11 protein-coding genes are annotated in these 12,903 nt (G+C 63.6%); 7 read left to right on the top strand and 4 right to left on the bottom strand.

Annotated features, from left to right (window positions below; translation table 11 throughout):
- Positions 1 to 256: 256 nt before the first annotated feature.
- Positions 257 to 904 (bottom strand): DUF1345 domain-containing protein, encoded by a 648-nt coding sequence (locus GST84_15565; protein XGB13670.1) that lies wholly within the window; start codon positions 902 to 904, stop codon positions 257 to 259.
- 173 nt (positions 905 to 1,077) lie between these two features.
- Here GST84_15565 and GST84_15560 point away from each other — a divergent pair, with 173 nt between their 5' ends.
- The 4 genes from GST84_15560 (at position 1,078) to GST84_15545 (ending at position 6,720) form a co-directional block, all read left to right on the top strand.
- Entirely contained in the window at positions 1,078 to 2,715 is a 1,638-nt protein-coding gene (locus GST84_15560) for an alpha-D-glucose phosphate-specific phosphoglucomutase (protein ID XGB13669.1), read from the top strand.
- A 78-nt stretch (positions 2,716 to 2,793) separates the two neighbouring features.
- Entirely contained in the window at positions 2,794 to 3,306 is a 513-nt protein-coding gene (locus GST84_15555; GenBank protein ID XGB13668.1) for a sigma-70 family RNA polymerase sigma factor, read from the top strand.
- Positions 3,303 to 4,247 (top strand): DUF4880 domain-containing protein, encoded by a 945-nt coding sequence (locus tag GST84_15550; protein ID XGB13667.1) that lies wholly within the window; start codon positions 3,303 to 3,305, stop codon positions 4,245 to 4,247. Before GST84_15555 ends, GST84_15550 begins: the two co-directional genes overlap by 4 nt.
- Positions 4,248 to 4,314: 67 nt before the next feature.
- The gene (locus GST84_15545) at positions 4,315 to 6,720 is read left to right on the top strand and encodes a TonB-dependent siderophore receptor (protein ID XGB13666.1); all 2,406 of its coding nucleotides are present in this window, start codon (positions 4,315 to 4,317) and stop codon (positions 6,718 to 6,720) included.
- Between the two features lie 80 nt (positions 6,721 to 6,800).
- Here the strand turns inward: GST84_15545 and GST84_15540 are convergent, their stop codons facing one another.
- Positions 6,801 to 7,739, bottom strand: a complete 939-nt coding sequence (locus GST84_15540; protein XGB13665.1) for a LysR family transcriptional regulator — start codon at positions 7,737 to 7,739, stop codon at positions 6,801 to 6,803.
- A gap of 148 nt (positions 7,740 to 7,887) precedes the next feature.
- Here GST84_15540 and GST84_15535 point away from each other — a divergent pair, with 148 nt between their 5' ends.
- Positions 7,888 to 8,715 carry an amidohydrolase family protein gene (locus tag GST84_15535; protein XGB13664.1) on the top strand — a complete coding sequence of 276 codons (828 nt, stop codon included), beginning with the start codon at positions 7,888 to 7,890 and terminating at the stop codon, positions 8,713 to 8,715.
- Positions 8,716 to 9,001: 286 nt separating this feature from the next.
- On the opposite strand, the gene GST84_15530 is transcribed toward GST84_15535, so the two are convergent.
- Both GST84_15530 and GST84_15525 read right to left on the bottom strand, forming a co-directional pair.
- Complete coding sequence (locus tag GST84_15530; GenBank protein ID XGB13663.1) at positions 9,002 to 9,418, bottom strand: RidA family protein; 417 nt, start codon at positions 9,416 to 9,418, stop codon at positions 9,002 to 9,004.
- Positions 9,418 to 10,737: an NAD(P)-binding domain-containing protein gene (locus GST84_15525; GenBank protein XGB13662.1), complete on the bottom strand. Its 1,320-nt coding sequence runs from the start codon at positions 10,735 to 10,737 to the stop codon at positions 9,418 to 9,420. The genes GST84_15530 and GST84_15525 overlap by 1 nt, the downstream gene beginning before the upstream one ends.
- A gap of 317 nt (positions 10,738 to 11,054) precedes the next feature.
- Here GST84_15525 and GST84_15520 point away from each other — a divergent pair, with 317 nt between their 5' ends.
- Together GST84_15520 and argE are read left to right on the top strand one after the other, a co-directional pair.
- The gene (locus tag GST84_15520; GenBank protein XGB13661.1) at positions 11,055 to 11,732 is read left to right on the top strand and encodes a DUF1028 domain-containing protein; all 678 of its coding nucleotides are present in this window, start codon (positions 11,055 to 11,057) and stop codon (positions 11,730 to 11,732) included.
- Positions 11,725 to 12,885: an acetylornithine deacetylase gene (gene argE / locus GST84_15515; protein XGB13660.1), complete on the top strand. Its 1,161-nt coding sequence runs from the start codon at positions 11,725 to 11,727 to the stop codon at positions 12,883 to 12,885. The genes GST84_15520 and argE overlap by 8 nt, the downstream gene beginning before the upstream one ends.
- Positions 12,886 to 12,903 lie beyond the last annotated feature (18 nt).

Raw genomic sequence — 12,903 nt, 5'->3', positions numbered from 1 at the left:
ACCTGGACGTGATGAGCGGGTGGCCACATCGATGCGGCCGCCGGGAAAGTAAAGATAGCACCTGCTACGTGCGATTTTCGGTTGCAAGTACGACAAATGTGCGAATGCATGACAGGGGTCACACCCTTGTCACGGGCGCAGTGTGTCGGTTGACTGCATGGCAAACGTTTTCCCGACCGCAAGGTGTCAGGTAACCATTGGGTTTGGTGGATTTCGCTGGCGCTAGACGCGCAGGTTTTTCAGACGAGCGGCTTGGTCAACCTAGCAACCCGGCGGCGATGTTGATCGTGAACCCGAGAATCGCCGTATTGAATACGAAGCCCACCAGCGAATGCGCCAGCACCACCCGCCGCAACCCTCGTCCGGCGACGCCAACGTCTGAGGTTTGCACCGCCACGCTGATGGTGAACGAGAAGTAATGGAAGTCCCAGTAATCAGGGTTGCGCTCGCCATCAGCGAAGCGTAGCGGCAGTTCGTGGCTTTGCCCGGTGTAGAACAGGCGGGCGTAATGCAGGGTGAATATGCAGCCGATCAGCAGCCATGAACCGGCGACGGTCAGGCCGGTATAGAGATAGTGCACGGCCAGGTCCGTGCCTTGCAGGCCGCGACTGGAGACCAGTTGCAGGGTGACCGCGGCAAGGCTGGCGATGGCGGCGATGCACACGGTCAGCAGGACCAGGCCCGCGTTCTCGTCTTCGACGCCGGCGACCTTGCGGACCTTTTCCGGGCTGGCTGTCCAGCTCAGGTAGAGCACCAGCAGCAGGTACAGCCACACCCCCAGGTTCCAGCCAGCGAGGATGTGTTGCACGGTATCACCGGCGGGGATCAGCCAGGCGCCAGCGAGGCCGACTATAGTGGCGAGGCTCAGGCGGGGGTGTGTGCGGGTCAGACGATGGAAAGCCATAGAGCCTTATTCACAATGGGTATGGCTTGAACTCTAGACCGTCATAGGGTTGGGCGGGGTGCGCTGTACCCAGCAGGGACCGGGGTTTCTTTGATGCCCCCATCGCACGGCATTGCAACTCTCAGTACACTGCACGTTCCAACACCAACATCCGTTGAACTCGAGGTTTTTGCATGACGCTCAGTCCTTTGGCAGGCAAGCCGGCTCCGGCCAGCGTGCTGGTCGATATTCCCCGGCTGCTCACCGCCTATTACACCGGCCGCCCAGATGCTGCCGTGGCGGCCCAGCGCGTGGCCTTCGGCACCTCGGGGCACCGGGGCAGTTCGCTTGAATTGAGTTTCAACGAGTATCACGTCCTGGCCATTAGCCAGGCTATCTGCCTGTACCGCCAGGAAAAAGGTATCGATGGCCCGCTGTTTATCGGCGCCGATACCCACGCCCTGTCAGCTCCTGCGGCCGCCAGTGCCTTGGAAGTACTGGCCGCCAACGGCGTGCAGGTGATGCTGTCCAAGGATGACGAATACACGCCCACACCGGCTGTGTCCCACGCCATCCTCTGCCACAACCGTGGCCGCACACAGGGTCTGGCTGACGGTATCGTCATTACCCCGTCGCACAACCCGCCACAAAGCGGTGGCTTCAAGTACAACCCGCCCAACGGCGGGCCGGCCGACAGCGACGTGACCAAGTGGATCGAGGGCAAGGCCAACGAACTGCTGGCCGCTAACCTGGCCGGCGTCAAGCGCATGGACCATGCCCAGGCGTTGCTGGCGCCGACCACCCACCGCCACGACTACGTCAGCACCTATGTGGCCGACCTGGAAAACGTCATCGATTTCGATGTGATCCGTGGCGCCGGGTTGCGCCTGGGCGTCGACCCGCTGGGCGGGGCAGGGGTGCGCTATTGGTCGGCGATTGCCAAGCACTACCAACTGGACCTGGAAGTGGTGAACACCGAGGTCGACCCGACCTTCCGCTTCATGACCGTCGATTGGGACGGCCAGATCCGCATGGACCCTTCCTCGCCGTATGCCATGCAGGGCCTGATAGGCCTGCGTGAGCGCTTTGACGTGGCCTTCGCTTGCGACCCGGACCACGACCGCCACGGCATCGTTACCCCTGATGGCTTGCTGCAACCCAACAACTACCTCGCCGTGGCCATCGACTACCTGTTCCGCCACCGCCCGCAGTGGCGCAGTGACGCTGCCGTGGGCAAGACCGTGGTCTCCAGCGGCCTGATCGACCGCGTCACCCAGCGCCTGGGCCGTAAGCTGTACGAAGTGCCGGTGGGCTTCAAGTTCTTCGCCCAGGGCCTGTTCGACGGTTCGCTCGGTTTTGGTGGCGAAGAAAGTGCAGGGGCTTCGTTCCTGCGCCGCGATGGCTCGGTTTGGGCCACCGACAAGGACGGGTTGATCCCGGCCTTGCTGGCCGCCGAAATGACCGCCCGTACCGGGCGTAACCCGAGCCAGGCTTATGCCGACCTGACCGACGCGCTGGGCAAGCCGTTCGCCACTCGTGTCGAGGCCAAGGCGGACGCGCGGCAGAAGGCGTTGCTGAGCAAGCTGGCGCCGGAGCAGGTGAAGTCGACCGAGCTGGCCGGTGAGCCGATCGTGCAGATCCTCAGCCATGCTCCAGGCAATGGCCAGGCGATTGGCGGGCTCAAGGTGATGACGGCCAATGGCTGGTTCGCCGCGCGCCCGTCGGGTACTGAAGACATCTACAAGATCTACGCCGAAAGCTTCATCGACGAGGCGCATTTGCAGCGTCTGGTGCAGGAAGCACAAGTGCTGGTAGATGAAGCAATTGCCTGACCGGTAACAAAGCGCTTGGTTCTGTGGCGTGATGTAAATTAGAATTAATCTTATTTACTCCGCTGCAGGACTCACCTCATGATCGACGCCGCGCCGCCACCGGAGCCTGGCCTGCCTGCCCTGTACCGGGAGCATCGTGGCTGGCTTGAAACCTGGCTGCGCCGGCGTATGGGCAATGCCTGGGATGCCGCCGACCTCAGTCAGGATACATTTCTGCGCATTCTGGCCAGCGCCCAGCCGCTGGCAGACATACGCGAACCGCGCGCCTATCTGCTGACCGTGGGCAAGCGTTTGCTCAGCAACTTCCACCAGCGACGTAGCCTGGAGCAGGCCTACCTTGATGCCTTGGCGCAGTTGCCCGAGCAACACGTGCCGTCGCCAGAACAGCGCTGGGTACTGCTGGAAACCCTGCAGGCACTGGATGAACTGCTCGACGGCCTCAAGCCGGCGATACGCAAGGCCTTTCTCTGGCACCAGCTGGAAGGTTTGGGCTACGCCGAGATTGGCCAGCGCCTGGGCGTTTGCCAGCGCTCGGTGAAACGCTACATGGCGCAGGCTTACGAGCATTGCCTGTTGGCCGAGTTGCGATGAGCCCCCACACCCCAGAAACCCGCGAGGCGCTGCGTGCTGCGGCCCGTTGGCTGGCACTACTGGATTCTGGCGACGCAAGCGAAGCTGACCTGCTGCGCCTGGCGCAATGGCGCGCCAGCAGCCCCCTGCACGAAGACGCCTGGCAAAAGGCATCGCTGCTGCGAGCGCGGTTTGCCGGGTTGCCCGGCGCATTGGCGATGGCCGCCCTGGATCGCCCGGATGCCGGTCGTCGGGCACTGCTCAAACAAGCCCTGGGTGTGTCGGCGTTGCTGCCGTTGGCCTGGCTGGTGAGCCGTGAGCTGCCGCTGGATGCCTGGACCGCCGACATGCGCACCGCGGTAGGAGAGCGCAGGCAGGCAATGCTGAGCGACGGCACCTTGTTGCAGTTGAACACCGACAGTGCGGTCGATATCGAGCTGGGTGCAGGCCGCGTGGCACTGGTGCGCGGTGAAGTGGCCGTCAGCGTGCCCGCTAACCTGAGCCTCACCTTGCAGGTGCCTTACGGCCGGGTGGTGCTCAGTGAGGGCGAGGTGTGCCTGCGCCTGCTTGATGAGGCCTGCCGGGTGTCGGCGATCAAGGAGGCGGTCAGCCTGCAGCCGTTGCGTGGGCCAGCCGTGATGCTACAGGCCGGCCAACAGGCCAGTTTGCAGGCGACCGGTGTTGGCCCTGTCAAAGCCTTCGACGAATGGCAACTGGGCTGGCGCGAAGGCGCGCTACGGCTGGACGACCGCCCGTTGGGCGAGTTGCTGCGCGAACTGCGCAGGTATCGCCCCGGCGTACTGCGCTGGGCACCAGAACTGGAGCGCTTGCGTGTGACCGGCACGTTCCGCCTTGACGACACCGACCGGGTGCTGGCCCTGCTCGCCGCCAGCCTGCCGTTGCAAGTGCAGACCCGCACGCGTTATTGGGTGAGCCTGACCGCACGAGAAAAACGAGCATGAGGCTGTCCCCTTTTTTTCACTCGCCGGTCATTACCGGTAGGAGAAAATAAAAGGGGAGCCTTGTTCAATGCCTGCAGTAAAATCTTGCCGCCTGCGCCCACTGGCGCGCGCAGCACATCCATTGTTCGCGATGAGCCTGCTGTTGTGTGCACCCACCTGGGCCGATGAGCCGGCCCGGCGTACGTTCCAGGTAGCGCCAGCCAGCCTGGGTGCTGCTTTGACCCATTTCGCCGACCAGGCCGGTGTCAGCCTTTCGCTGGACCCGGCATTGGTAGAGGGCCGGCAAAGTAACGGCTTGTCCGGTCGTTACAGTGTCGATGAAGGCTTCAGCCAGTTGCTGCGCAGTAGTGGCCTGCAGGCGCTGCCGGTGGGTGAGGGGGCCTTCACCCTGATGCCTGCCCCCCAGGGCAGTGGCGCTCTGGAAATCGCCCCCACCAGCATCGTCGGCGGCCTGGCCGCAGGCAACGAAACGCAGCCGTATGCCGGTGGCCAAGTGGCACGCCAGGGGGCACAAGGCTTGCTCGGTTCGCGCGACTTCATGGAAACCCCATTCAGCATCAGCAGCTACACCAGCGACCTGGTCAAGAACCAACAGGCGCGCACCTTGGGCGAACTGATTGCCAGTGACCCTTCAGTGCGTGCTACCAACCCGGCGGGCGGGCGTTTCGAGCAGTTCACCATTCGCGGCTTCAGCCTGTTCAACAGCGATGTGGCCTACAACGGCCTGTATGGCATCTTGCCGACGTATTCGATCGACATGGAAATGGCTGACCGGGTCGACATCATCAAAGGCCCCAGCCAGTTGATCAACGGCATTTCGCCGCGTGGCAGCGTGGGCGGCGGTATCAATGTGCAGCCCAAGCGAGCCGCTGACAAGCCGATCACCGAATTCACCGGCAGCTACGCTTCGGCCGGCCAGGCTGGCGGCGCAGTGGATATCGGCCGTCGCTTTGGTGAAGACCAGCAGTTCGGCGTGCGCTTCAATGGCGTGAAGCAGGCCGGTGACACCGAATGGGATCACCAGCGCGTTGACCGCGAAATGGCGGTGCTGGGCCTGGATTTTCGAGGCGAGCGCCTGCGGCTCTCGGCGGACCTTGGCCACACCGAACGCGACACCGACGCCCCGCAGGAGCGTGTGCTGGTCGGTGCCAATGCCAAGGTGCCCAATGCCAATGATGTACGTCACAACTACGCCCAGGCCTGGAGCAAGGCGCGTACCAACGACACCTTCGGTGCGCTGAACGCCGAGTACGATATCAGCGAGTCGCTGCTGGCCTATGGTGCGGTCGGCGCGCGCAAGAGCAACCACGACTTCCTTCGCCATAACGTGTCGATCACCAACGATGCCGGCGACTTCACCGTGCAGCCGCGTGACTTTACCCGGGACGAGTCAGTGCGCACCGCCATGGCCGGTTTGCGTCACTGGTTCCATACCGGGCCGGTGAGCCACGAGCTGAACCTGGCCGCCAGCTATTACTACATGGACTTCACCAACGGCGGTGCGCGCTATGCCTCGGCGCCGAGCAACCTCTACAACCCGGTGGCCGCACCGTCACCCGCTACGCCAACCCGCCTCGACCCCGAGGTCTACACGGAAAACCGCTTTTCCGGCGTGGCCCTGGCCGATACCCTTGGCTTTTTTGACGACCGCCTGCTGTTGACCCTGGGGGCGCGCTGGCAACGGGTGCAGGTGGATGACTGGAGCGACGGCGTCAAAGGCGATACGGGCTATGACGAAGAAAAGGTCTCGCCTTCTGGGGGCGTATTGCTCAAGGTCACCGACCAGCTCTCGTTGTACGCCAACTACATGGAGGGCCTGAGCCAAGGCAAGATCGCCCCATCGACGTCGATCAACGAAGACCAGATCTTCCCGCCGTTCACCAGCCGCCAGGTCGAGGTGGGGGCCAAGTACGACCTCGGCCAGGTGGCCTTTACTGCCAGCGCCTTCCGCATTCGCCAGCCGGCCTACGAGACCAACCCCACCTCGCGGGTGTTCGGCCCCAATGGCAAGCGTGACAACCGCGGCATCGAGCTGAGTGTGTTCGGTGAACCGGTGCAGGGCGTGCGGGTGCTGGGTGGGGTGATGTATATCGACAGCGAGCTGACCGACACCGTCGGCGGTGCCTACGATGGCAACCGCGCGCCGGCCACGCCCGAATACAACGTCAATCTGGGGGCTGAATGGGACGTGCCAGGGGTGAACGGCCTGACCTTCACAGCGCGCGGCATTCACTCAAGTTCCCAGTACCTGGACCAGAACAACAGCAAGCGCATCGATGGCTGGGAGCGTTATGACCTGGGTGCACGTTATGCCTTCAAGGTGGACGCCACCGAGGTTACCTTGCGGGCCAGTGTCGAGAATGTGCTCGATGATCGCTACTGGAGCTCGGCGGGGGCGTCGGATGACAGTGAGCCGGGGTTGACCCTGTCTACGCCGCGGACCTATCTGCTCTCGGCCACGGTCGGCTTTTAAACCGAACCCTTGTATACCTACCCAGCGGGAGCGGGTGCGACCGGGAATCAGGCGACTCGGTGGGGCAGTTGCGTAGATGATCAGCCCGGCGCAAGCGCCCGCCCCAGCTTCTGCGCCTGCCCCTGCAACACCTGCATCAACTGCAGCGCTGCATGCGAGGGCGGCTCGAAGCGCGAATAGACGAAGCTGATATCGAAGTGAATCTCATCGGCCAACGGCACCACCGCGAGCCCGCTGTCCTGTGCAACGAACTCGTCGATCACGCTGATGCCCATGCCTTGCTTGACCAACGCCACAGCCTCGTTGGCATTGGTGAACGACAACAGTGAGTTCAGCTGTAGCCCGCGGCGCCCGATGTGTTCGGCCAACAGCTTGCCAAACGGCATGTCGGGCCGGAACAGCAGCAACGCATGGCCCTCCAGCTGCTGCAAGGTCAGCGCGGGCTGACCGGCCAAAGGGTGACCCGGCGGCATCACCACCACCATGCGTCCACGCATGAACGCTTGCGAATGCAGGTGGTCGTGCACCACCGGCAGGGCGGCGATCGACAGGTCGACCTTCTTCGACAGGATCTGATTGGGCATTTCGCCCATCAACGAGGTTTGCCACTCGATATTCAGTGACGGTGATTCACGCTTGAGCTGGGCCAGGGCCATCGGGATCACCACCGTGGACAACGATGCACTGCACGAGATACGCAACTTGCGCTGGCCGCCAGCGCCCAGCGCGAGGGCGCATTCGTTGACCTGCAACGCTGCCTGGTACACCCGCTCGACCTCGCGAAACAGCACCTGCGCTTCGGCCGTCGGCACCAGGCGGTTATTGACGCGCTCGAACAGCGGGTAGGCCAGGCGCGCTTCGATGTACTGGATCAGCTTGCTCACCGCCGGCTGCGACACATACAGCAATTTGGCCGCCGCGCTGATCGAGCCCGTCAGCATCACCGCCCTGAACACTTCCATGTGCCGAAGTTTGAACACCATGGGGCTTGCGTCCGCGCCTTCGTTGCCAAGCAGCATGTGTATTACCTTCGGTTATGGTTTTCGCCATCTGGGTATGAGCGTCAAAGCCGGCCACACAGTATCGTGAACCCCAGCCTAATCGCCCTTGCGGCGCACAATAACAAGATCTGCAGACAAGCGCAGTGGCGCTTGACGGGAGTGCTGCGTGAACATATTTGACGAAGCGAAGATCGATTGCCATAACCATTTGTTTGACCCTGCCCGTTTCCCCTATCACCCCGATGCACCCTATGCGCCCTCCGGCCAGGAGGTCGCCACCCAGGCGCAGTTCACTCGGGTGATGGACGCTTACGGCGTACAACATGCCTTGCTGGTGGGCCCCAACAGCGGCTACCACACCGACAACCGCTGCCTGCTGCATGCCTTGGCCAGCGGGCAGGGGCGGCTCAAGGGGGTGGCGGTGGTCAAGGCGGACATCAACCTCGATGCGCTGGCGGCGTTGCAGGCGCAAGGCGTGGTGGGTATCGCCTTCAACCCCGCGCTGTACGGGGTAGCCAGCCTAAAGGGCGTTGACGGGCTGTTCGGCAAGCTCGCCGAGCTTGGCATGTTCGCCCAGCTGCAGGTGTGTGACGACCAGTTGCTGGACCTGCACGGCCTGCTGCAAGGCTCGCAGGCTCGTCTGTTGATTGACCATTGCGGCCGCCCGGATGTCGCTGCCGGTGTGCAGCAAGCCGGCTTCCAGGCGTTGCTGCGGCTGGCCGACAGTGGCCGCGCCTGCGTGAAGCTGTCAGGTATGCAGAAGTTTGCCGCAGCGGATGCCTTGTTCGAGCAAAGCAGTGCATACGTGCAGGCCCTGCTCGAAGCCTTTGGCGCCCAAGCCTGTGTGTGGGGTTCGGACTGGCCGTTCATTCGCCAACCCGCGCGGGTGGACTACGGCCCGCTGCTGAAGCTGGCCGAGCGCCTGATGCCGGATGCCCGGCTGCGCCGCACGGTGATGTGGGAGACCCCTCGGCGATTGTTCGGGTTTGCCTAGCCGGTGGCCTGTGTGGCATCGGCCTGGCGACAGCCTTTACCACGGGTTTTGTGTTCGGCCTCGGCGGCGGGAGGGCGACCTATTGAATGGGCAGGACTTGGCACACCTGACGGCGTTGGAGCTGGCGGCGGGTAGCCAGCCGCGCGCGAACTGCGGGCGACGTGTCAGCGTGGAAGTGTCGTCCGTTGGCGTGCCCGTACCTCAACGCTTGCAAGCAGCGGCACGGGCAACCCAGGCGTGGCTGGACGGGCAGGTGGCAGTCACCCGCCGTCATTCAGGCCTGTGGTCATTCCTGATCGGGCACCACGGCGATCACGTCGATCTCCATCAGCCACTCGGCCTGGGCCAACCCGGCCACCACCAACCCGGTGGAAATCGGGAACACGCCCTTGAGCCACTTGCCCACCTCCTTGTACACCGGCTCGCGGAAGCGCGGGTCGGTGATGTAGGTGGTGGTCTTGACGATGTGCGACAGGTCCGAGCCGGCTTCTTCAAGCAGTTGCTTGACGTTCTTCATCGCCTGTTCGGTTTGTGCGCGCGGGTCACCCAGGCCGACCAGTTTGCCTTCGAAGTCGGTACCGACCTGACCGCGCACGTAGATGGTATTGCCCGCCCGTACGGCCTGGCACAAGTCGTTGTCCAGGGTCTGGTTGGGGTAGGTTTCCTTGGTGTTGAACATGCGGATGCGAGTATGGGTAGGCATCAGTGGGCTCCGAGGGTGCTGACATTGCTGATCTTGGCAGTTTGCTGCTCATCCGCTGCGCGTTGCTCGCGGTCGCGGTAGGCGGTGTAGGTACGCTGCGTGGCAATGTGGCCGGCTACGTGCTTGGCGTCGTGCCACACCCCCCAGATGAACGATGAACCACGGCGCGACAACCACGGCAGGCCGAGGAAGTACACGCCCGGTTCGCGGGCCACACCACGCTGGTGCTGGGGCTTGCCGTTGGCATCGAAGGTGTCTACCTGCAGCCAGCTGAAGTCCACGCCGTAACCGGTGGCCCAGATGATGCTGCTGACGCCGGCCTTGGCCAGGTCCAGTTGCTGCAGCGGGTTGCGCATGCACTCCGGGTCGGCCAGGCGCTGGCGGGCTTCGGGCTCTTGCGGCAGGTCCAGGCCGTTGCGTTCGATGTAGGCATCGGCCGCATCCAGTAGGGCCAGGTAGTTTTCGTCGCCGCGGTTGATGTTCTCGACCAGGTTGTCCTGGAAGCGTGCTACGCCGTTTTCAAACGACTGGGTCAGGCCGACCAGGGTCATGCCCTGGTGGGCGAGGGCGCGGAAGTCCACGGTGTGGCCACCGCGGGCGCCGCTGACCGCGATGGTCACATGCTCGCGACCGGGCTTGGCAATTTCTGCGTCCCACTCGCCCAGTACGCCCAGCCACCAGCAGAAGTCGCGGTTGCGGTAGGCACGCGGCGGGCGGTCGTGGGCGCCGACCGACAGGTACACCTGGCGTCCGGCACGCATCAATTCCTCGGCAATCTGCACGCCGGAGGAACCGGCACCGACCACCAGTACCGCGCCTTCAGGCAGCTGCTCTGGGTTGAAGTAAGCGGCGGAATGAATCTGGTGCAGGTTGCTGTCTTTCGGCGCGATGGCCGGGATCACCGGCTTCTGGAACGGGCCGGTGGCGGCGACTACGCGGTTGGCGCGAATCACGCCTTCATTGGTTTCGATGGTGAAGCCTGGGCGGTCGCTGTTACGCACCACGCGCTTCACTTCAATGCCGGTGCGCACGGGCAGGTTGTACTTGCGTACGTACTGCTCGAAGTAGTCGGCCACCTGGTCCTTGCCGGCGAACGCATCGGCGTCGAGGTTGAATTCCAGCCCCGGGAAGCGGTCGTGCCAGGCCGGGCCGTTGGCGACCAGCGAGTCCCAGCGGCCGGTACGCCAGGCCTGCGCGATGCGGTTGCGCTCCAGTACCAGGTGCGGCACGCCAAGCTTGCTCAGGTGTTCGCTCATGGCCACGCCGGCCTGGCCGGCGCCGACGACGAGGGTGTCGATTTCGAGGTTGTTCAGTGTCATGTCCGAGCCCTTGTTCAGGCGGTTTTTGTCAGGTCGGTTTGGAGGACCGCCGTTGCCTGGAGCCAGACTAGGGATGCCGTGGAAATGGCGAAAATAGTATTTAGCTGGTGCTTGCCGATAAAACGGCGAAGGCCTTGAGTTCTCTGGCCTGCGGGGTGGGTTGCCCGGGTGGGTGAGGTGGTTTTTCGAGCGGGTGCAGAGAGCGGCGCCTTGAGCATAGTTTTTTCCTGCCTACCCCCTCGGAAAAAGGTCGTTTCGCCCGCCAGAAGGTTCCACTCAGAATGCCGTGTATCGCACAGCACAACAGGAACCATGACATGACGTTCTCCATCATCGGTCGTTGCCAGGAAACCGGCCAGGTCGGTATCGCCATCAGCTCGTCGAGCATCGCCGTGGGTGCCCGTTGCCCCTGGGTGCGTGCCGGTGTGGGCGCGGTCTCTACCCAGAACATCACCCTGCCGGCGCTAGGCCCGCAGATTCTCGATGCCCTTGAGCATGGCCAGTTACCGCCTGCCGCTGCGCTGGACAGGGTGCTCAGTGCCAATGGCTGGAGTGAGTACCGCCAGGTCACGGTGATCGACAGTCACGGCCAGGTGGCATTGTTCACCGGGCGGGAAGCACTGGGCACACACCATGCAGTGGCCGGCGAACAATGCGCGGCGGCTGGCAACCTGCTGTCCTCGACCCAGGTGATCGAAGCCATGGTGCTGGCCTTCGAGCAGGCCGGCGGCCATCTGGCCGATCGCCTGCTGGCAGCCATGCACGCGGCGATGGCAGCGGGTGGCGAAGCCGGGCCCGTGCACTCGGCGGCGCTGAAGATTGCGGGCGAGCTGACCTGGCCGCTGGTGGACCTGCGCGTCGACTGGGCCGATAGTGACCCGATCGGCGTGCTTGATGGCCTGTGGCAAGCCTATCGCCCCCAGATGCAGGATTACGTTACCCGCGCCCTCAACCCGACCGCCGCGCCAAGCTATGGGGTGCCGGGCGATGAGTGAATTTGCCAGCCGCGCGCTGCTGGCCCGGCTGATCGGCTTTGCCACGGTGAGCCGCGACTCCAACCTGGCGCTGATCGGTTTTATCCGTGACTACCTGGCCGAGTTGGGAGTGGAATGCGAGCTGTTCCATAACCCGGAGGGCACCAAGGCCAACCTGTTCGCCACCATCGGCCCCAAGGATGTTGGCGGTGTGGTGCTGTCTGGCCATACCGATGTGGTGCCAGTGGATGGCCAGGCCTGGACGGTCGAGCCGTTTGCCCTGAGTGAGTGTGAAGGCCGCCTGTATGGCCGCGGCACGGCCGACATGAAAGGCTTTATCGCCTCGGTGTTGGCTGCTGTACCCGCTTTTCTCGCCCAGCCGTTGCGCATGCCGGTACACCTGGCATTTTCCTATGACGAAGAAGTCGGTTGCCTGGGCGTGCGCTCGATGCTGGCTGCCCTCGAACAGCGCCCGTGTAAACCACGGCTGTGCCTGATCGGTGAACCTACCGAACTCAAACCGGTGCTGGGGCACAAGGGCAAGCTGGCAATGCGTTGCCAGGTACAGGGGGCGGCGTGCCATTCGGCGTACGCGCCGTATGGGGTGAATGCCATCGAGTATGCGGCGAAACTGATTGGCAAGTTGGGTGACATCGGCGATGCCCTGGCACTGCCGGCTTATCACGACGAGCGCTTCGATCCGCCGTTCTCCACGGTGCAGACCGGCGTGGTCAAAGGGGGCAGGGCGCTGAACATCGTGCCGGCCGAGTGCGAGTTCGATTTCGAAGTACGCGCGCTCCCTGGGTTCGAGGCGCAGGCGGTGGCCGACCAGTTACAAACCTATGCTGAAACCGAGTTGCTGCCACGTATGCGCAAGGTCAACATCGCCAGCGCCATTCGCCTGGAGCCGCTGAGTGCCTATCCGGGGCTGGCGACACCGGAGGACAGCGAGGCTGCGAGGTTGGTGGCGTTGCTCAGTGGCTCGGATACGTTCGGTACGGTAGCGTTTGGTACCGAAGGTGGCCTGTTTGACCAGGCGGGCATCCCCACCGTGGTGTGCGGGCCTGGCAGCATGGACCAGGGCCACAAGCCGGATGAGTTTGTCAGTGTCGAGCAGTTGCGGGGCTGCGATGCCATGCTGCTGAGGCTGGTGGACTACCTCAAGCAGGCTTGAGGGTTGCGACGGTGGATG

This window comes from Pseudomonas putida (genome assembly GCA_041879295.1).
In the GTDB taxonomy this organism is placed as follows: domain Bacteria; phylum Pseudomonadota; class Gammaproteobacteria; order Pseudomonadales; family Pseudomonadaceae; genus Aquipseudomonas; species Aquipseudomonas putida_Y.
This window is presented reverse-complemented; position numbering and strand designations above follow the sequence as displayed.